The organism is Oryzifoliimicrobium ureilyticum (genome assembly GCF_037199735.1).
GTDB lineage: Bacteria > Pseudomonadota > Alphaproteobacteria > Rhizobiales > Rhizobiaceae > Rhizobium > Rhizobium ureilyticus.
The window spans coordinates 126,121-146,673 of record NZ_JBBBVQ010000004.1; the positions used below are offsets into that span (position 1 = coordinate 126,121).

Sequence of the window (20,553 nt, forward strand, 5' to 3'; positions counted from 1 at the left end):
GTCGGGTGCAACATGATCTCTCCTCCTCAGACCGGCGCCTGCTCCTCGGGTGCGCGCGACGGCGTGTTCGCCCCTCCCGTCGGATGATCGTTGTAGTAGCTCACATATTTATTGCGGTAGCGCTCCGTCGCGCCGAAATTACTGAATTTGCCGAGCTCGTTCATGTCCGTCTTGTTGAGGATGACGCCGAGGATCTTCGACTTGATCTGCGGTTCGGCGTTGATAATATCGCGCACGACATTGGTCGGCGTCGTGCCCCATTCGGTCACGAAGACGAAGCCGTCCACCTGAGGCGCAAAGGCCTTTGCATCGATGACCGGTCCAAGCGGGGCGAGATCGACGACAATGTAGTCGAAGGTCTGGCGGGCATTGTCCATCAGCGTCATCATACCGGGCGAAGACAGGAGTTCGCTCGTATGCATCAGGTGATCGTTGAGGCGCGCCGGCAAAATCGCAAGCTTGCTACGCGGATCGACCCTGACGGCATTTGTCCATGGCACTTCACCAAGTGCGGCTTCGATCAGGCCGTGTTCGGGCGGCTTGCGCAGCATCCGCGTTAGGCCCGGATTGCGAAGGTCGGCGTCGATCAGAAGCGTGCGCTTGCCGCTGGAAGCCAAAAGCGAAGCGAAATTGGCTGCTGTTGTCGACTTGCCCTCGCCGGGAAGAGCCGAAATCACGCCAATCACGCGACTTTGCCGACCCTGCAGCATCACATCGCTAGCCAGTTTTGCATTGCGCAGGGTTTCGGCAAAGATAGAGCGTGGTGCTTCGAGGACAATCCGCATGATGCGCTCGAAGCTTGCACCCTGCTCGATTTGCGCATCGGCCGGCGGCATTGCGTAGGACTTGCGGCCCTTTGCGAACAGCTTTTTCTTTTCCGCGCTTGGTTTACCCATCAGCGGAAGATAACCGAGGAACTTCAGGCCAAGCACATTTTGCACGTCTGATTCGACCCGGAAGAAGCGTTCGCGGAATTCCTGGAACGCGGTCAACGCACCGCCTGCCATCAGGCCAAGCACCATGGCAAGGCCAATGGTCATCGTCTTCTTGGGGCTGGAAGGCGCCGAAGGAACACCAGCCTGCGAAATGACACGCGCCTTGGCGATCGGGAAGGATTGCTGCTGTGAGGCTTGCTCGAACTTGCCGAGGTAGGATTCGTAGAGGTTCTTGAGAGCGGTAGCGCGCTGTTCGAGATCGTTCAGCGTGACCATCGACTTGTCGTTCTCGCTGCTCTTGCCCGTCAGATGCTCGATGCTCTGACGCAGCGACGCTTCCCGCGAGCGGGCAACTTCGAACTCATTGCGATAACTTGACGTCAGTTGCTGCAGCTCCTGGAAGACCTGGCGGGCCAGTTCCTGCTTTTCACTCCGCAAGGCGACTGCCTGTGGGTGATCGGCGCCGAAACTCTGCGTGATTTCCTGAACGCGGCGATTGACCTGGATATAGCGCGTGCGCAGATCCTGGATCACAGTATTGTCGCCCTGCGCGGAGGAGATCGCAGCATTTTCGATTGCGGCGTCCTGGCCTTGGTCGACAATCGACTTGAACTGATTGTAGCGCGCCGATGCACTGGCGGCGTCAGCCTGCGCGACGATGAGTTGTTTGTTGAGGTCGGCAAGCTGCTGCTCGGACATCAGCTCGCCATTGGCCGAAGTCAGACCATTCTGAGCCTTGAAATTGGCAACTTCCAGAGCCGCTTCCTGAGAGCGCTTCTTCAGATCGTCGATACGTTCTTGCAGCCAGACTGAAGCGCTTTCCGTTGCGTCGAAATTGGCATTGAGCTGGTCCTTGAGGTAGCCTTCGGCATAGGCGCGCGTCACACGAGCGGCCAGGATCGGATCGGTCGAGCGGAAAGACAAGGCAAGAACCGCGCTTCGATTGACACGTTCAACGTTGAGCGCCTGCTGGATCAAGGCCGCTGCCTTCTGGCGGCGTCCGTTGCGGATATCCTCCTCGGAGATTTCGGGCTCGGACGAGAAGATGGACTTGATGCCCGATTTCAGCATGGCGAGCGGACCGCCGGACGCGTTCATGATCGTGTCGTTATCGGCCAGCTTTTCGGCATCCACGACCCGCAAGGCAAGCTCGTTGGATTTAAGAATTTCCACCGCACTGGCAATCTGCATATCGACCTGCTGCGCACTGGCGACCGGCGTCTGGTCTTCCGCATAGCGCGTCATATTGTCGTCGAGCAGGATCTGGGTCATCGACGTATATTGAGGCGTTGCAAAGATCAGATAAATCACCGCAAGCGCGACGAAGGCCACCACGCAAGCGGCGATCGCGCCGGCGCGCCGCACCAGGATGGCCAGCAGTCGATCGATATCGATAAAGGAATCGGCCGGTTCGGCCGGTGTCGGCACGCTGCCGTGGACTGTCAGATTTCGCTGATTCATGGCTCTATCCTTTGCGGAAGCGAACGGCGGCGATTGTTGAGCGCGGCGGCCATGCGGGCAAACCGCGCCGAAATCGGCATTCCGAGATGTTTGAGGGAAGCGGGATCGCGCAGCGCAACGGCCAAAGCGTTGGGCAGCGACCTGCGTTTGATGGCATCGACAAGGTGGAGGAAGGATCGTCCGCGCAACAGGCTACGGGTGCGAAACGCCTGAGCGCGCATGGCCTCGTCGTCAAGCCTATAGCGAGCGAGGAAGGTGCGGTCGCCCTCCAGCATCGCATCGATATGAGAGAGTTTCAGGACGCGTGAAATCGAGCCTTCACGGATCAGATAGTCGTAGCCCGGCTTGGGCTCGATGACGCAGCGACCGCCGAGCGCCAGGACGCTGGCGAGGAACAGGTAATCCTCCCCGACCCGGAGGTTTTCGTCAAAGCGAAGGCGATGCGTTTCAATGAAGTCTCGCCGAAATACCGGCTTCAAATATCCAAAATTATGCGTTGTCTGAAACAGCGCATTTGAGCGAATGAAAGCGGGCAGCGAAAGTTCGGGCGTTGCGGCCAAGTCCGCCTCATCGAACATGACCTGCGCAGGCGTGCCATCGGCGCGAACGACGCGCAGATTATCGACAGCAACAGCGGCGCCAGCCCAGTCGGCGCGATTGATCAATCGCCGCATGCGGTCCGGATCGATGGCGTCGTCCGAGTCGAGCACGGCAAGCCAACGTCCGCGCGCCGCGTTGAAGGCTGCATTGCGCGCTGCGGAGGGCCCGCCATTCTTTGCAAGCGAGACGAGACGAACCCGCTCGTCCGGGTACGTTCGGACGATTTCAGCTGTGCTATCGCTGGAGCAATCGTCCGCAACCACAACTTCAAGCGTCACGTCACGCTGGGCAAGCGCACTCTCTATCGCAGCGACCAGCGTGTCCTGCGCATTATATGCTGCAATGATGAAGCTGACCTCCGGCTGCGCTTCGCTCATGTCGCCTCCGCCGTTCCGTATTGCGTCAATTCGCGCAGTCCGAAGAGGCCGCTGACCACACCAGAATGCATGACGCCGCGCAGAGCATAACGGTTGCGTTTCACAGGCATAGGCGCAAAGGCAAGGGCGGCGGCATAGCAGACGGCAGCTTTCGCCGCAGCAAGGCCGATTTGCGGCAGACGACCTATGCCGGCATGGCGCTCGGCCACCAGGCGGCCATGAGTCTGACCGAAGCGGAAGCGACGCTTTGCCAGCCAGGAAAGAGCCGCGCGGCTCTGCGGCACCGGTTCCACGACCTCGGCCTTCTCGGCATAGGCGATCTTGCCGCCTGCGGCATGCATGTGGCTGAAGAATTCGGTGTCTTCGCCACCGCTTTTGCCAAGCGCCAGGTTGAAGCGGCGGCCGGTAAGGCTTGGATGGGTTCGCTTCAGCAACACGTTGCAGGTGTAGCCCGTCACGATTTCACCCTTGACCCAGACCGGCAAAGTCGAATGGAAGTCGCCTTCACGCATCCAGAGCGGGGCAGCGCCATCATAAACGCTGCGGACCGGACCGAGGACGGCGGCAGCACCGCTTTTCCTGGCAACATTTAGCAGTTCCGCAATCCAGATCGGCGAGGCCTCCTCGTCGTCGTCGATGAACGCAATGAACTCGCCACTCGCATTGTCGAGGCAAGCATTGCGGGCAATCGAGATATTGCCGGCCGGGCAATGGACGTAAGCAAGCTCGTGCGGCACCTCGGCGCGCAGCGCTTCCACGCGAGGCGCGGCCGATGGCGTGATGTCATTATCGGCAATGATGATCCGTAAACGAACATTCTCAGGCACGGCAAGCGCCCCGAGCGAGCGCACCGTTTCGTCAAGCGAGGCGCGGCGATATGTGCAAAGGCCAATATCGATCTTGATCAGGTCCTCCTCCGTCATGAAGAGGTCTTTCTGCTGCGAAGACCCAGCACTTCCATCCAAAATCCGACCGACCAGGCAAAATGCATCACCATGGCGGAAAAGGCGGCCAGCGGGCCATAGGGATTGCGCTGTCCTACCGCCATCCAGAAGCCGTAGCCGAGGCAGGCGAGAGCCCAGAAAGCAAAGGGGATTGCGGCTGCCCAGTTGATGACCGCCAGAAACGCCGCCACGAAGACGGGCGCAACAAGAAGCGGCAGCATCTGGCGCAGGCTCGGCATGCTGCGATGCTTGAGAATATTACGGGCTCGGCCGCGGCCGTAGCCTATATATTGACGAAACAGTTTTTGCACGCTGTCACGCGGGTAATAGATCATCCGCGTCCGGTCGGTCATCCAGATGCGGAAGCCGGCCTTGCCCAGCCGATAATCGAGTTCGGCATCTTCGTTATGGCTAAAGGTTTCGTCATAGCCGCCGACCGCTTCGAAGGCTGCGACCTTCATCAGTGCGTGATGACCGTGTTCGGCCCAGTGGCCCTCGGCGCCTTCGCGGTGCTTTGACCCGCCATTGCCAAGCTTGGAATTTTGGGCGAAGGCAGTCGCTTTCTGGAAGAGGCCATATCCAACCGTTTCCATGGCGACCACAACCGAATCTGCTCCCGTGCGGCGGGCCTCTTCAACGAGCTGGCGGCAATAGTCTTCTGGATAATCGCCATGCGCGTCGATGCGAATGAAATATTCGTAATCGCGGCCAAAGGTGGCGACCGCAAGGTTGATTGCAGCACTTTGCAGGCGGCGCGGATTGTCGAGCAGCAGAATGCGGGGATCGCTTGCGCTCAATTCCGTCACGATGTCACGCGTGCCATCGGTGCTGCCGCCATCGGCAACGACGATGCGCGCATCGAGCACGTCCATCTCCGGTGTCAGCCGCTCGATGAGTGGGCCGATATGTTTTGCCTCGTTCAGGCAGGGAATAATGATCAGGCAGGATTTGGTCCCGCGTTCCTCGGTCGGCATTTTGGCAAAACCTTCTGCTTGGAGAATTGCTTCTTGGGGGCCGGGAGCGGCTAGTTTCGTATCTTTTGTCGACAGCGATAGCTGTGCGATGCTTTCGACCAGCGCGCGGCAGTCGCTGCGGTCGGCAAACCAAGTCGTCGTCGGTTGGGCGTACACCTCGGCGGCGAGCTTGTCATAGTCAGGTGCCGCTATCGTTTCGAAAGCGAGCACAAGATTGTTCGGATCGGCATCCACTTGCAGCATGCCGATGCCCTTATCGGCGAGGAACCGGCCCGTTTGCGTACGCTTGAGGGCGATGGGCACAGCGCCATAAAGGCAGCCTTCATAAAGCCGGTTCGGCAGCAGCCATTCGGAATTGAGACCTTCTTCGAAGAAGTCGATTGCCCAGGTAAAATGTACTTCGCTGTAGATAGCGGCAAGGTCTTCCGGGTTTCGATACGGACCTTCGAAACGAATATAGGGTTCCGCGGCGACCATTGCGTCGAAATCTTCGAACTCGCTGTAGGCGGGGCGGCCGCGCAAGATGATTTCCACCTTGCCTTCCATCTTACGGGAAAATTCCGAGAGGATGGCAAGCGAGCGACGGCAGCGCAGCGCGCCAAACCAGCCAATGCGCCATGGCTCGCCTGCCCTTGGGGCAGGGCGGGGCGCAGGCCGTTCGCCGGGACCATCAAGTGCCAGTACCTTGTTTTCGACCAGCATAAACGGTGCTTTGATCCCCGAGAGAGGGCGGAAGTAGTTTTCAATGAACGCTGGCGAGCTTGTCCACACGAGTTCCGTCTGGCGGGAGAAGAAGGCCTCTGCGCGTCGCAGCATGCGCCCGGCTTGATCGCCGCGCAGCAGCAGCCGGTGAATGTCCAGGCATTCGTAAACCACCGGAACGCCGCCGAACAGCCTGGAAGCACGGCTTGCAAGCGCCAGCATTTCAAGGTTCCGAGCGACGATCACGTCTGGACGCGAAAGGCCTGCGAGCCGCCGCGAAAGTCCGGCTGTTGCGCGCATAACCGCGCCGATGCGTTGGGCAAATCGACCATCTGCGGTGCGCCCAAGTTCGATCGGCTGCAGGCCAGAGACTGAGGCGAGAGGATTATCGCCGCGCCGGAAGCCGGCCAGCGTCACGGCGCCGCCGCCTTCACGCAGCATGAGGACGCGCCGGCGAACCGCCGGATCGGAAAGATCGTGAGCCAAGTAAAGGATTTCAGTCATCCACTCTCCATAAACAACTGGCCTGATCGGCCCACGTCATGAAAAATTCGCCGGCCATCATACTAATTCAGCTTACAGGCGACCGATTCCGGGAACTGGCATTTGTCTCCGGGTGCGGTGTAGGCGATGCGATCGACTTCCATCGTTGTCGGCGCTTGATAGGCAAACTTGCCCATCCAGCCTGCCAGTGTGTTCGAGCCCCAGAAGCTCAAGAAAATTTTCTGCGGCTCATCCGGCACCTTGGCTGGATCTGTGACTTCATGAACCATCTTGCCGTTCACATAATATCGAAGCCGACCAGGCTCCCATACGAAGGCGAAGTCGTTGAAGTCTTCGTTCGCAGGCTTTGCAAGAGGCACGAGCTTTTCATTGCCGCCCTTGCCCTTGATATACTGGTTGAGCTGAACCTCGTTCATGTTCTTACCGAGAACCTCGAAGTCGATTTCGTCCTGTGGAAGCTTATCCACCGGGCCAATATAGGTGAAGAAAGCAGAATTCAAACCGGACCCAGTGCCGGCCTTGACGCGCGCTTCATAGGTTCCATAGCCGTAGCGCTGCCGCGTTTGGATTTCGCCGCATTTAAAATCACGATCCTTCATGCGACCGGCTTCAAAGCCAAGCTTCAAAGTCCCTCCATTCGCGTTGACCTCGCTTTTCGACCATGTGCAATTCTGATGTGCGCCATTGTTCCAGCCATCGGAGATCATCCAGAAACGCTGGTTGACGGTATCGAAGTTGTCGACAAAGGATTTTCCGGTCTCCATTGCATGAGCAGGCATTGCCGCCCAGGAACCGAGGGCGGCAAAAAGGCATAGCGAGCGCAATGTCAAACGTGCGAAAAACCTCATGCAATTACCTCTGCTGTGAAGACAAATGTTGGGGGACTTGGGCGGGTTGTAATGCTTTAACCGCCTTTTCGGTTCGTCCTCCGGTGAGCAGGCCATAAAGTCTGGGAGAGAGCGTGCGCACAGCCGCGTGCGATAAAATCAAAATTGGGAAAAGTGTCGCGACTGCGAGAACGAAATAAAGCGGATAGAAATCACCGCCAATCTTGCCCCACACCATCCAGAAGATAAGCAACACCGGATAATGGCTGCAGAAAATCCAAAAGCTCAGGCTGCCCGTCCGTGACAGCCTCTGGCCGATACGGCTTTTTACTAAAAGCGCCGACATCGCCCAAAAACCGGCGGCCCCAAGAATCGAGAGCACGTTGCGCGTCATCTCGAGCCACTGCGGATAATCATTGCCATTCCAGTAGAGAAGACATGCAAGCGATATAGCGGCTGCAAACAGCAGAGCCGTTCCAAGCTGCGCGTGCGGATCAAGCGCTTTCACGTCAATCCGGTTAAGGGCGATATAGATGCCGAGCGAGAACGAAAAGGGTATGGAGCTTTTCAAGACCACGACCGCCGGGATCTGCGGCACAATGGCCACGAGGAAAAGCCCGATCAGGGTGAGGAGGGGCGCTCGGCGCAATGCCCAGACAAAGCAGGGCGACATGAGGACACATATGAAGAGATCGCGCAGAAAGTAGAGCGGCAGATTGACTGGATAATCCTCTGCGGCCAGAAGATGGGTCATCAGCTCACGCAGGCTGGCCTCAGCCAGATTAGGCAGGTACCCGTCGCCGAAACCGAGGGCAATGACCAGCGATGCGACGAGGGCAAAGCCTAAATTCCAGATCAGGAACGGCAGAGCAACCGTGCGCGCCTTGTTGACGACGACCTTGCGGTAATTGAACGCCTCCAGGCCACGGCGGAACAAGAGATAGCCGGAAATCGCGCTCAGGCAGGGCACGCCGATGCGAAAGAGCGAGTCGGCGAGAAACACACGCAGCCAATCGAATGCGCCATAGGTGCCGAGATAAGGGCTTGTTTGCGGATCAAAAGGAACATGCACGAAGACAATGCCCGAAATGAGCAGGATCCGCATGATATTGATCCGGGCAGACAGGTTGGCATCAACAGTCACGTGTTCAGTCGTCCCTCTTGTTTGGCCGCGGTTCCTCCCAGACCGTGGGGCATTGCAATGAAAGCAGACGTGAGCCCTTCGTGAGTGCAACTTAACCGTTTTTAGCGGAATAAAATATGGCAGTGCAGCAAAAACCTACCGAAAAGCGACTTTCGGCGCTTAAAACCAGCGCGTTTCAAAAGGGGCTCATGGGATCACAATTGCTTTGAATCACGAATAAAACACAAGCTTATCAAATATTTGTCACGTGACCCATGCAGCTCTTAAGCTGCCTTAGTACCTCACCGGGGAACCAAAATTTTTTTTGAGGATGAGCAAACTGTCGTACCCAAGGCCGGTAATTTCGCACGAGAAAATTGCGGCTTGTTTATGGCAATGCTATTTTAGCGTCTTCTTGTTTGCGCTGGCGAAGGTGTTGTAATCGCCAGTAGCGTGTATTTGCCGGGAAATGGGATTGCGATTGCCGGCCTGATTTCCTACGCTAAGTATTGGCGCGAACACTTTTCGATGATGTCTTTCAGGAGACCGGATTGGCCGTCTTTACGATTGTTGTTCCCTTCTACCAACGCGAGGACGGTATATTACGCCGGGCGTTGACCTCCGTATTTTCGCAGAAATTCCAGGACCTCGATCTTGTCGTTGTCGATGATGCGTCGCCGCATCCGCTGAGCGCCGAGCTTGCCAGTCTGCCCGAGGAACAAAGGGCACGGATCCATGCGGTGCGTCAGGAAAACGCAGGTCCGGGAGGTGCACGCAACACGGGTCTTGATCATGTGCCGGCGGGCACGCGCTATGTCGCGTTTCTCGATTCGGACGATTTCTGGACCCCCGATCACCTTGCCAATGCCTATCAAAGCATGGAGGCCCACAACGCAGATTGCTACTTTGCCTCGATCGAAGGTGGAGAGGAATTCGACTATCATTTCGGAATTGCCGATCTCGAGCGGACCGAAGCGTCAAAGCGCCTTTCAGATCATCCGCCGGTGATCGAGATCCCCGATATCGCGTCCGTCATGCTCAAGAATTGGGCGTTCCTCCATCTGTCGGCCATGGTGATCGGCCGGCCGCTGATCGAGACGAAGCGTTTTGATGCAGCGCTCAGACTGGCAGCAGAAGACGTTTTGTTTTTCTGCGACTGCATGCTGGCGGCAAAGCGCGTGATCCTGTGCGCTGCGCCGGGAGCGCTGCGCGGCGAGGGCGTCAATATCTTCCACGGCGTCGATAACGCCTCGCCCGAGTTTTTGCGTCAGCAGTTTATCACCTGGATGGCGCTCGATCGACTGGAGCAACGCTTTGCAGGTCGCCCCAGCGAGATCGAAACCATCAACCAGTACAAGACGCGGGCAAGACAGCAGGCGCTTTGGGGGCAGATGGCAGGCCTTCGTCGCAGACGGCGGCCTGACTTTTCGCTGCTCGCGCGATGGGCCTGGCGCGATCCGCGCCTCCTCGGCAGTGTAGTCGGGCTTGCTGCCGGCAAGTTGAAGCGGTGACGTTTCTCATCGACGCCTCATCAAGGTTTCGTCCATCCGGCCGACATGATGGGGCGGACGGCTGCCTGGTCAGGCGTCCGTCGGTACGGGCAAGAGATAGCGAAGGCCGCCTGCGCCTCTCGTTGCCACTTCGACGCCGCCGGGATTGCGCAGCCGCTCGGTCTTGTCGCGAAAAATGCCGGCGGCAATGCCTGGGGCGGCAAGGGGGCGGCCCGCTACATGGGCGAGGGCGCCCGCCATGCCTTTCTCCCGTTTGACGTCGAGAAAATGGCGCAGCTCATACTTGTCCTTGATATGGGCGGCATGGCGCTTTACGGCGGCAATATCCTCTGCGTTCAATCCGCCTTCCGCCAGGATAGCGCAATCGGCTTCGTAAAGCCGCAGGAGGTCGACGGTCTTATGGCTGCCGCTCAGCGAGTTACCCCTGACGACTGCGCCATAGCCACAGCTGTGAATGACCTTATAGCGCCCGCCGCGCGCCAGCGCCCGAACGTAAAGTTCGTAGTCTTCTCCGAGCCGCATCTCCTCACGGTAGCGCAGGCCGTGCTTTTTCATAAAGGAGCGTCTCATCACGGGCTTCAGGAAGCCGATTTCGCCGCGCCTGACGCCCGGCTTTGAGATATTGCCGTCGACAAAGCCCTTGAGGTCGAGGAAGACTGGCTTTGGCGGAAACCTGTCGCGGAGCGTGGCCGCCCGGCCTACCTCATTGGCATCGACAAAGGCGATGTTATCGGCCACAAAGTCCCAGTCGTCCTGCGCAAGCATAGGTGCGAAACGTCCGGGAAAGAAAAAGTCATCCGCATCGAGAATGGCAATCAATGGCGCGCGGGAAATCGAAATGGCATGATTGCGTGCTGCGGATGGGCCTCGGTTCTGATCGAACTTCACGACGGTGAGCCTGCCCGACCCGTCGTCGGCGGATCTTGCGACATCGGCCGTCTGGTCGGACGACCCATCGTCGACGACGACGACTTCACTGACCTCCGTTTCAGCCAATGCCGAAATGATGGCCGCCTTAATGGTATCAGCGGCGTTCTTGGCGGCAATGATGGTGCAAATGCCTGATGTATCCTGCACGTCGAAACCCTCCGTGTTTGGAGTGACAGTTAGGACGTTCGAAAAGCGGCGGCAACCTGAAATAGCTTAAAAGATGCTTTTGCGACTTCTACCGCTCACGGCAAGGGCCTGAAAGCCGAGGTTCTGAGTGAACAGTGCGCAAGCGTTAAGACCTTAAATAAGGTTGTCAGCGATTTTCATAGGGAGGAGCACGAAACGGCGCCTGATTTTCAAGACGCTGCGAGGGCGAGCTTGCAGGCCGTGGCGCCGAGGATGAGGTGTGGCTCCCCTGGCGAGCGACAAGGATAAGCACCCCGATGAAATATCCCGTTTGCAGGACGATGGTGGCAATCACGGTTGCGATGATCGTGGTCACAACGGATCCGCCAATGACGTAGCTTGCGATCGCAAAGACTACGAGAGCGGAAAACATGCTTATGAAAACGCGAGGTGCATACATGGTTGCCTCCCCCGAGGGGCGACTCATTCGAGTTCGATGCGTGGCCGCCCTTACGGTAAGGCCTGATTATATTCTTTATTTAGTCGGCGTTCAACTAAGCCGTGAAGCTCTTAACGCTGCCGATCTGAATAAAGACAATCTTTTTAAAACTCGTTTCGAGGTTGGGTGAATCCTTCGTAACCTTTCTCGGTGGGAAGATTCGCGTCCGATCTCAAAAAAGAACAGTCAATTGTGGCGGCGCGATACACGCAGGAAGCACTTTCGTTGGCCATTTCCCACGCTTATTAGGTTTTACCGTTCAAATTTTATTACAAAGTTTTAATCGTTTTGCTGCTTTCCGTGCGGCGCAAAAGAATATGTTGCGATGCAACAATTCCTGACGGAGCGAGTAGAATTTGTGCTTTTAACTTGAAAGAACGGATGCGACGCGTCCACCGACGGCGCAGGCAGGAATAAAAATAGCCACGAAAGACTTGCCGAAACTTGAGATTAAAAAAATTTATACAGTAAATCGAAGTTTATCCACGGTGAAAAAGCGCTTTTAATCGTTTTAGGTAAAGTATTTTTTAAAGCGGCTCGGCCGATTTGGGGTCGCCTGGCACCTCGTTTTGAGCTGCCCGCAAAAATTGTGACTTAAAAAAATCAAATACCTCCATAAACTGTACATCGATCACGGCCACTCTCGGCCGGGTGTTCAACCGACTTAATGGCAAACATAAATGGAGCTTTCTCTATGAAGTCTGCAGCGAGATCGGACGGCGCGTCTTTCTTCGGCGCGGTTCAAGATGGCGTTTACCCTCCGACAGGCGGGGTGTTGAAGCGGATATTTGATGTTTCCGCTGCTACCATCGGTCTCATTTTCCTGAGCCCGATTTTTCTGATGGTTATGTTGCTCGTCAAATTGTCGAGCAAAGGACCAGCGTTCTATGGCCATCGACGGATTGGCCACAATGGCGAAGAATTTCGTTGCCTCAAGTTCCGCACCATGGTCGTCGACGGCGACAGGATACTGCGGGAATACCTCGACGCTAATCCCAAAGCGATGGAGGAATGGAAGGCAACGCGTAAGCTCCAGAACGATCCGCGGGTAACGACCGTCGGTTCCGTGCTGCGCAAGCTTAGCCTCGATGAGCTTCCCCAGCTGATCAATATCATCAGGGGCGACATGAGTGTTGTTGGTCCACGTCCGGTGGTGCGCGACGAACTCGAGCTTTATCAGCAGGCAGCGGTCTACTACCTGAAGTCACGTCCTGGCTTGACTGGTCTTTGGCAGATCAGCGGTCGCAACGACGTCTCCTACCAGGCGCGCGTCAACTTCGACATGCACTATGTCGAAAACTGGTCGCTCTTGAAGGATGTGGCTATCATCGCCCGGACAATTCCGGCGGTGTGCATGCAGCGCGGCAGCTACTAATCCGCCGCGAGAACGCTATTTATCTTTGCCATAGCTATTTTGCGGCGCGCGCAAGCGTGCCGCACTTTTGATGGAGCTTCCATGACGGAAACAGCCTATCGCATTTCAAGCGGCGCCGATGCCGGCGCTCAGGCATTGTCTGATGTGAGTGCATCCAAAATGCACTCGAAATCATTTTTAAAGAATCCTCGCTTTCATCGGGATCTGAAGCCGAGCGGATTGTCGGTCAAATTGCGAACCGGACTTTCCATGCTGGCCTTCATGGGACTTGCGTTCTTCTCTCACGCGGCGGCGGCTTCCGATTATCAGCTTGGCGTGATGGACAAACTACGCATTCGCGTTGCCGAGTGGCAGACGGCGGAGGGCTCTATCCGCGATTGGTCTTCGATCAGTGGCGATTATACAATCGGACCATCCGGTACCATTTCGCTGCCGTTCGTCGGTGAGTTGCCGGTATCCGGCAAATCCACCGGTACAGTTTCGGAAGAAATTGGCACCGCTTTGCAAAAGAAATTCGGCCTTCGGGATCTGCCCTCTGCTTCGGTCGAGCTGGCGGAGTTCCGGCCGATCTATCTGTCGGGCGATCTTGAAAAGCCCGGTGAATATCCTTACTCGCCCAATCTCACCGTCATCAAGGCCGTCAGCCTTGGAGGTGGTTTGCGCCGTGCTGACTCTGGACAGCGTTTCGCCCGAGACTTCATCCAAGCCAAGGGCGAAGCCTCCGTTTCGCTTGTCGATCGCAGCCGTCTCTTGATCAAGAAGGCGCGGCTTGAGGCTGAACGAAGCGGTCAGGAAAAATTCGACATGCCGAGCGAATTGAAGGGCCAGCCCGTCGCAGAGGCAACGTATAACGGCGAACTGGCCTTGATGGCCACGCGCAAGAAGCGCCTGACGCTGCAATTGCAAGCCCTGTCCGATCTGCGTACGCTTCTGCAGAACCAGGTTGAGACGCTGGCCAAGAAGACCGAAACCCAGAACCGCCAGCTGCAGCTTGCCACCGAAGACCGAGACAAGGTCGAAGATCTGGCGGAAAAAGGGCTGGTGCTCAGCGCCCGCAAGATGACCGCCGAACAGCGGGCTGCCGATCTCGAAGCGACGCTTCTCGATATCGACACCAATTCGCTGAAGGCCAAGCAGGACATCAACAAGGCCAATCAGGACGAGATCAATCTTCGCAACGATCGGGACGCGCAAATCGCGCAGGATTTGCAGGACACCAATGCACAACTCGACGAACTCAATCTGAAGCTGGCAACCAGCCAGTCGCTGATGTCGGAGGCGTTAGCGCAATCGGTCGAAGCAGCGCGCTTTGATCCGAAGGGCGGGGCCCCGACGATTTCCTATGCAATCGTGCGAGACGTGGACGGACAGCAAAAGGAAATTGCGGCGCAGGAAAATACCCCCTTGCAGCCCGGCGACATTATCAAGGTCAAAGCCGAGCTTTTGATGCAGTAGCCACAGCGGGCCGGCGGTCTATCCGCCGGCTGTGCCGGCGTGTCGAGCCTTTATCAGACCAGTGGCGTCTGGATCGTCATCACGCATGATGTTCCAGTTTACGGAAAGACCCTATGCGGATCGCAAAAGCGACGTTGATCGAACCAGGAAGAAACAGGACCTACGGGATCTTCGCCGTCGCCGTATCGATGTTCTGCTTCGCCTATTCGGTCAATTTCGGCCAGGCGTCCATTCTTCTTTATTATGCCTTGTGGTTGCCGCTTGTCGCGGTTGACTACAAGCGGGTGCTTGGCAAATATTCGAATTACCTTTGGATCTTTGCCTTCGCCACAGTCGCGTTCCTGTCGACCTTCTGGTCTCAGGCACCGGCCGTCTCGATGCGTGCCGCCATTCAATATCTGACGTGCATCATTTGCGGCTTGATCACCGCACGCGTGGTCGATCTCAGCACCCTTTGCAAGGGTGTCGTCATGGGCGCGGCGGTGGTTTTGACCTATTCGATCCTGTTCGGTTACTACCAGTTCGATCCGCTTGACGGCACCTACAGCTTTGTGGGTGCCTTTGCCTCGAAGAACCAGCTAGGTTTTTATGCCTCGCTCGGTACGCTGTTTGCCGTTGCCCTCGTTCTTGTGCTCGGCGAGCGCTTCATCTGGCTCGGTATTTCCGGCGTGGTGGGTCTTTTATCGGCCTATGCCCTGTTTGCTTCACAGTCGGCCACCTCGGTGCTGACGACCGTGGTGCTGGTGGCACTGGTGGTGGGCTTGCGCGGCATGCTGTATCTTGCGCCCGGTCACCGCAAGTTTCTGATCGTCGGAGGCGGAGTTGCTGTTGTGATGCTCGCCGTTGCCGGCGTCTACCTTGGCGCCGTGGATGCCGTGCTCGGTATCTTCGGCAAGGATTCGACGCTGACAGGGCGAACCTATCTCTGGCAACAGGGCATCGAGGCGGCGGGTCTTCATCCGGTATTCGGCGTCGGCTATCAGGCCTATTGGGTCCAGGGCTTTTCGGAGCCGGAGCGGCTGTGGGAGGAATTCTTCATCGGCTCGCGCAGCGGCTTCCACTTCCACAACACCTATATCGAAACCGGGGTTGAGCTGGGCCTTGTTGGCATTGCTCTTCTGGCTTTCACGCTTCTACGCACGGTTGGCGGCCTGCTGAAACACTTCATCACGGACCGGCGAAACGACGAATGCTACGTCCTGTTTTGCGTCACTGTGTTGCTGATCATCCGCTCCTTCGTGGAGATCGACGTGTTGACGCCTTACAATGTGGGCACATTCCTTCTTTACGTCTGCGCCGGCAAGCTTGCTTTACAACGAAGCCCCGTTGCCGCTCGATGGCAGCCGATCGAACCGGCGGTATCGATGGGCTCTTCTATCAAGTAGCGCTTTTCATCCGGCCGCGGCCGCCATTTTTGCCCAAGGGGAAGTGATGAAGACACTTTACGGCATCCAGTATCTGCGCGCCTTTGCTGCTCTGGCGGTCGTGGTGTTTCATGCTGCCGAACGGGCAGGGAGCCACTTTGCCATCGGCGCTGCGGGCGTCGACGTGTTCTTCGTCATCAGCGGCTTCATCATGTGGGTAATTGCCGAGCGGCGCGCCGTCTCTCCGCAGAGCTTCATTATCGATCGGATTATCCGCATCGCACCTTCCTATTGGCTGGTCACTGCCATCATGATCGCCGGCGCGGTTGCAGGGCTGTTTCCCAATATGAAGCTGACAGCCGAGCATATCATCGGCTCGCTCTTCTTTATTCCGGTCCGCTCTCCCAGCAATGGCGAGATCTGGCCCGTGCTCGTGCAGGGTTGGACGCTGAATTTCGAGATGTTCTTCTATTCGCTTTTTGCGATCTCGCTCGCTTTGCCGCGTCGGTGGCGTCTCGGCGCGCTGGCGGTAATGTTTTTTTCGTTCTTTGCAATCGGTCTTATTCTGCAGCCGCAAAATGCAATCCTTGCCACCTATACGCGACCGATCATCCTGGAGTTTCTCGGCGGTGTCCTGATCGCGCAGCTATGGCTTCGCCGCTATATTGCGGGAACCGGTCTTGCCTTGGCCTGCGTGTGCCTTTCGGCGGCCGGGTTTGCGGCGATCTATATCACAGGAGCGGACTTCGACGAGCGTCTTTGCGGTCCGCTGGCACTTGCTCTTGTCTTTGGCATGGTCTCACTGGAAGGTGGCGGTAGCATCGGGCGTGTCCCGGTGCTCGAATATCTCGGCAATGCGTCTTATTCCATCTATCTCTGGCATACGCTGGCCATTTCCGTCATCGTCAAGGTTGGCGGAAAAATTGGTCTTGGCCATTTTCCGCTCATTCTCGTCGCGGTGATCGGTGGAACGCTGCTCGGAATTGCCGCTTACGAATGTATCGAAAAGCCACTTCGCCGCGTGCTGTCCGGCCACGGCCGCCGCAGACTGACGCCCGGCAGAGCCTGACACGTAACCCTCGGACTTTCAGCCGCGCTGAAACTAACGTGGCTCGCCGGCTGCGGCGCGCGTTATGATGCCATCATGCATTGACGGTAGCTGTGCGCTGAGAGGCATTAAAGCCGAAAGCGCACGTCTCTCTTCTTCTGACAAGCTACCTCAAGATTGCTCAACCCACCAGAAGATATGAGCTTGCCAAAAATGGGCAAAGCGTCTATATACATCCACATAGTTAGCATGCTTATAAATTGATGTGCAAGTGTATTGAGAACGTTGCCGTTCCAAATCCGGGGATGTGAGCGAAGCTTGCACGTCAAATGTTGGACCGTCGTCTCGATTGTTTTCCGGCGCCGGCCTTGCTCGATCGGAATTCATGACGCCTGGCAGCGGCGACCCGTTCCAGGCAAGTTCAAAGAGACATACCCATGGCAGACAAAACCTCGTTGCGCGTTGTCAATCCCGAAGACGAAGAGACAGTTCGCGAAACGCCCTCTGACGTTCCTGCACAGCAGGAGCCGGTAGCGGAGGCGACACCATCCAAACCTGCGCCTGCCGCTACTGTGGCTGCGCCCAGCGGTGCCCCTTCGGGGACTAAGCCTCGCCGCCGGCGCAGCCTCGTTCGCCCCGTTCTCTTTGGACTATTGCCCGTTGCTCTTGTAATCGGTGGTTACTTCTACGTGACCGGTGGACAGATCATGTCTACCGATAATGCCTATATCCAGGCCGATATGGTCGGATTGACCACGGATGTCTCTGGCATCGTCGATCGCATTGATGTGCACGACAATGAGCAGGTTAAGGCCGGTCAGGAGCTGTTCAGGTTGCGGCCCGATGTTTTCCAGATCGCTCTGGCCGGAGCGCAGGCTCAACTTGGTGTTACGCGCAACCAGATCCTGAACCTCAAGGCCAGCTATCAGCATTCTCTTGCCGAGATCACGCAAGCCGAGGCTGATCTGCCCTATTACCGTGAGCAGTTCGACCGCCAGCAGAACCTTGTCAATTCCGGAAGCGGTTCGCGTACCTCTCTTGACGAGGCAAAACACAATCTCGATGCTGCCCAGCAGAAGGTAGAGGTTGCCAAGGCTGAAGCGGCAGCAACGCTTGCCCAGCTTGGCGGCGATGCCAATCAGCCGGTCGAACAGAACCCGATGTATCTGCAGGCTCAGGCGGCTGTCGACAATGCCAGGAGGGAGCTCGATCATAGCGTCGTACGGGCGCCATTTGACGGCATCGTTACAAATGTAAACTCGTTGCAGGTTGGCTCTTATCTCGCCGCATCCACTCAGGCCTTCTCCCTCGTGTCGACCAACCATTTGTGGATCGATGCAAGCCCCAAGGAAACCGAACTTACCTATGTCAAGCCGGGACAGTCAGTGTCGATCTATGTCGATACCTATCCGGGCGTCGAATGGAAGGGCAAGGTCGAAAGCATCAGTCCTGCCTCCGGATCGAGCTTCTCACTGCTGCCGGCACAGAACACGACCGGCAACTGGGTTAAAGTGGTTCAGCGCATCCCGATGCGGGTCAGTATCGAGGACATGAATGGCAAGCCACCGCTGCGTGTCGGCATGAGCACCGTGGTCGACGTCGATACGGGCCATGCCCGCGGCCTGCCTGATTTCATCAATCGCTGGTTTGGTGGCAAGAGCCATGAGTAACACGGCCGCTGCGCAAGCACCGGTTGCCAATCGCGGCGCGATCACGGCTTGCGTTATTCTTGCCGTGATCATGCAGGCGCTGGATACGACCATTGCCAACGTTGCGCTGCCCTATATCCAGGGCAGTGTCTCGGCAAGCGCCGACCAGATCAACTGGGTGCTGACATCCTATATCGTTGCGGCCGCCATCATGACACCGCCATCGGCCTTTCTAGCCGCTCGCTTCGGCCGCAAGCGCGTGTTGATGACCGCCATTGCCGGCTTCGTAAGCGCTTCGGTCCTGTGCGGTCTTGCGCAATCGCTGCCGCAGATCGTCGGTTTTCGCCTGCTGCAAGGCTTTTTCGGTGCATCGCTGGTGCCGCTGTCGCAAGGTATCTTGCTTGATATCTACACGCCCGAGGAACGCGGCTCCGCGATGGCGCTGTTCGGCGTATCGGTGATGGTGGGTCCGGTACTCGGCCCAGTTATCGGCGGCTGGTTGACGGACAATATCAGTTGGCGCTGGGTCTTTTATATCAATGTGCCGATCGGCGCGCTGGCCTTCGGGGGCATCCTGGTCTTCGTGACCGAGACCAAAGCCAATGCACAGGCCAAGCTCGATTGGTTCGGCTTTGGCATGATGAGCCTTTTCATCGCGGCACTGCAGCTCTTTCTTGACCGTGGCGAACAGCTGGACTGGTTCTCCTCGGGTGAAATCGTCGTTGAGGCGCTCGTTGCTGCATCGGCATTCTACCTTCTGCTGGTTCATACGCTGACGGCAGAGAAAAGCTTCGTCAATCCAAGGCTCTTTCTCGATCGAAATTTCGCGGTTTGCATGCTTTTTATCTTTGTGGTCGGCGTCACTTATCTCGCTTCGCTCGCGCTGATGACGCCTTACCTGCAGACGTTGATGGGATACCCCGTCATAACGGCAGGGATCGTCATGGGACCGCGCGGTATTGGCACGATGCTATGCATGTTCATCGTCGGACGGTTGATCGGCAAGGTCGATACGCGCTTTCTTCTCTTGCTCGGCCTCGGTCTGACGGCATGGGCCATGTATGACATGACCGGCTGGACGCCCGATGTGTCGCAATGGACGATCGTCTCGGTCGGCTTCATCCAGGGCGCGGGACTCGGCTTCCTCTTCGTGCCGCTGACGACCATGGCTTTCTCGACACTTCCCGCGGAAATGCGCGGCGATGGGACGGGTCTTTACAACCTCTCACGCAATATCGGCTCGAGTGTCGGTATCTCGGTTGTCTCGGCCCTGATCGTGGAGAATACGCAGGTCAACCACGAGAATATCAGCGCTTATGTAACCCCGTTCAACCACGCCTTTCAGCAGCAGGCTGCCCAAGGGCTCAGTCCTCTATCGGAAGCTGGCCGCGCCGCGCTCAACGAACTGGTCACGCTGCAATCGACCATCATTGCTTATATGGACGATTTCAAGCTGCTGATGCTGATGTCAATTGTCGTCATGCCGCTCGTCTTCCTGCTGCGCAAGCCCGGCGCATCGTCGGCGCCAGCAGATCACGCTGCCGTCATGGAATAGAGACTGAGGTTTTGGGAAAGGGCTTGCTGAGATAGCGCGAGCCCGCCACGCCGAAACGCATAGGCGCGTCGGCATTTTTGGTAATGCCAATGCGCGGGCCAACCATGGTCGCGACAGGGGCGGCTCCTTTGAACAATGCGTAAGGCGGACAATCAAGCTTTCGATCGTTCAATGTCAGGTCGATGCCGAGCGCCTGGCACAGTTTGCCAGGGCCACTGCAAAGCGCGGGCAGCGCGTCGAGCTTTCGCCGCTCTGCCATTTCGGCAATGCCCTGTTCCGGCTCCAGCGCCCGGATCAGAACTGCAGAACCCGGTCGGCAGACGAAGTTCACGCACCAGTGCATGCCGTAGATGTGGTACACATAGACATTGCCCGGTTCGCCGAACATGGCCGCGTTACGCTTGCTCGGTCCCCGAAAGCTGTGCGAGGCCGCATCGTCGGGGAAATAGGCTTCCGTTTCCACGATGAGGCCGCCTACCATGCCGACCATGAAGCGGCAGCCGAGCAGGCTGCGGGCAACTTCCTCGGCGTCGCGAGCAAAAAACGCAGTGAGGGCGTCACCGGCCAGCGCCGGCCCGCCGATCATGCCACAAC

16 protein-coding genes and 1 pseudogene are annotated in these 20,553 nt (G+C 57.4%); 7 read left to right on the forward strand and 10 right to left on the reverse strand.

Going from position 1 to position 20,553, the window contains the following annotated elements; genetic code table 11:
- Positions 1-26: 26 nt before the first annotated feature.
- From VQ830_RS07905 to VQ830_RS07935, 7 genes and pseudogenes are all read right to left on the reverse strand, one after another.
- Complete coding sequence (locus VQ830_RS07905; protein ID WP_337267540.1) at positions 27-2,396, reverse strand: polysaccharide biosynthesis tyrosine autokinase; 2,370 nt, start codon at positions 2,394-2,396, stop codon at positions 27-29.
- Positions 2,393-3,373, reverse strand: coding sequence for a glycosyltransferase family 2 protein (locus VQ830_RS07910; RefSeq protein WP_337267541.1), 981 nt, complete (start codon positions 3,371-3,373; stop codon positions 2,393-2,395). The genes VQ830_RS07905 and VQ830_RS07910 overlap by 4 nt, the downstream gene beginning before the upstream one ends.
- Positions 3,370-4,296 carry a glycosyltransferase family 2 protein gene (locus VQ830_RS07915; protein WP_337267542.1) on the reverse strand — a complete coding sequence of 309 codons (927 nt, stop codon included), beginning with the start codon at positions 4,294-4,296 and terminating at the stop codon, positions 3,370-3,372. Before VQ830_RS07915 ends, VQ830_RS07910 begins: the two co-directional genes overlap by 4 nt.
- The gene (locus tag VQ830_RS07920) at positions 4,293-5,291 is read right to left on the reverse strand and encodes a glycosyltransferase family 2 protein (protein WP_337267688.1); all 999 of its coding nucleotides are present in this window, start codon (positions 5,289-5,291) and stop codon (positions 4,293-4,295) included. Before VQ830_RS07920 ends, VQ830_RS07915 begins: the two co-directional genes overlap by 4 nt.
- A 69-nt stretch (positions 5,292-5,360) precedes the next feature.
- Positions 5,361-6,497 (reverse strand): annotated as a pseudogene (locus VQ830_RS07925) (glycosyltransferase); the annotation flags it as partial.
- Positions 6,498-6,559: 62 nt separating this feature from the next.
- Positions 6,560-7,345 (reverse strand): endo-1,3-1,4-beta-glycanase ExoK, encoded by a 786-nt coding sequence (gene exoK / locus VQ830_RS07930; protein ID WP_337267543.1) that lies wholly within the window; start codon positions 7,343-7,345, stop codon positions 6,560-6,562.
- 4 nt (positions 7,346-7,349) lie between these two features.
- Positions 7,350-8,468 carry an acyltransferase family protein gene (locus tag VQ830_RS07935; protein ID WP_337267544.1) on the reverse strand — a complete coding sequence of 373 codons (1,119 nt, stop codon included), beginning with the start codon at positions 8,466-8,468 and terminating at the stop codon, positions 7,350-7,352.
- A 530-nt stretch (positions 8,469-8,998) separates the two neighbouring features.
- Here VQ830_RS07935 and VQ830_RS07940 point away from each other — a divergent pair.
- Positions 8,999-9,958, forward strand: a complete 960-nt coding sequence (locus VQ830_RS07940) for a glycosyltransferase family 2 protein (protein WP_337267545.1) — start codon at positions 8,999-9,001, stop codon at positions 9,956-9,958.
- 69 nt (positions 9,959-10,027) lie between these two features.
- Here VQ830_RS07940 and VQ830_RS07945 read toward each other — a convergent pair whose 3' ends face one another.
- Both VQ830_RS07945 and VQ830_RS07950 read right to left on the reverse strand, forming a co-directional pair.
- Positions 10,028-11,035, reverse strand: a complete 1,008-nt coding sequence (locus VQ830_RS07945) for a glycosyltransferase family 2 protein (RefSeq protein WP_337267546.1) — start codon at positions 11,033-11,035, stop codon at positions 10,028-10,030.
- A gap of 166 nt (positions 11,036-11,201) precedes the next feature.
- On the reverse strand, positions 11,202-11,474 hold the full coding sequence (locus VQ830_RS07950; protein ID WP_337267547.1) for an exopolysaccharide production repressor protein: 273 nt from the start codon (positions 11,472-11,474) through the stop codon (positions 11,202-11,204).
- Between the two features lie 733 nt (positions 11,475-12,207).
- On the opposite strand from VQ830_RS07950, the gene VQ830_RS07955 reads away from it, so the two are divergent.
- The 6 genes from VQ830_RS07955 (at position 12,208) to VQ830_RS07980 (ending at position 19,959) form a co-directional block, all read left to right on the forward strand.
- Positions 12,208-12,888: a sugar transferase gene (locus VQ830_RS07955; RefSeq protein ID WP_337267548.1), complete on the forward strand. Its 681-nt coding sequence runs from the start codon at positions 12,208-12,210 to the stop codon at positions 12,886-12,888.
- Positions 12,889-13,137: 249 nt separating this feature from the next.
- Positions 13,138-14,343, forward strand: a complete 1,206-nt coding sequence (locus VQ830_RS07960) for a polysaccharide biosynthesis/export family protein (RefSeq protein ID WP_337267689.1) — start codon at positions 13,138-13,140, stop codon at positions 14,341-14,343.
- Between the two features lie 113 nt (positions 14,344-14,456).
- Positions 14,457-15,728 (forward strand): O-antigen ligase family protein, encoded by a 1,272-nt coding sequence (locus tag VQ830_RS07965; RefSeq protein WP_337267549.1) that lies wholly within the window; start codon positions 14,457-14,459, stop codon positions 15,726-15,728.
- A gap of 46 nt (positions 15,729-15,774) precedes the next feature.
- Positions 15,775-16,776 carry an acyltransferase family protein gene (locus VQ830_RS07970; protein WP_337267550.1) on the forward strand — a complete coding sequence of 334 codons (1,002 nt, stop codon included), beginning with the start codon at positions 15,775-15,777 and terminating at the stop codon, positions 16,774-16,776.
- A 416-nt stretch (positions 16,777-17,192) separates the two neighbouring features.
- Positions 17,193-18,425 (forward strand): HlyD family secretion protein, encoded by a 1,233-nt coding sequence (locus VQ830_RS07975; protein WP_337267551.1) that lies wholly within the window; start codon positions 17,193-17,195, stop codon positions 18,423-18,425.
- The gene (locus VQ830_RS07980) at positions 18,418-19,959 is read left to right on the forward strand and encodes a DHA2 family efflux MFS transporter permease subunit (RefSeq protein WP_337267552.1); all 1,542 of its coding nucleotides are present in this window, start codon (positions 18,418-18,420) and stop codon (positions 19,957-19,959) included. The genes VQ830_RS07975 and VQ830_RS07980 overlap by 8 nt, the downstream gene beginning before the upstream one ends.
- Here VQ830_RS07980 and VQ830_RS07985 read toward each other — a convergent pair.
- A complete protein-coding gene (locus tag VQ830_RS07985; protein ID WP_337267553.1) occupies positions 19,949-20,545 on the reverse strand; it encodes a DNA-3-methyladenine glycosylase in 597 nt (198 codons plus the stop codon). The genes VQ830_RS07980 and VQ830_RS07985 overlap by 11 nt on opposite strands.
- Between the last annotated feature and the right edge of the window lie 8 nt (positions 20,546-20,553).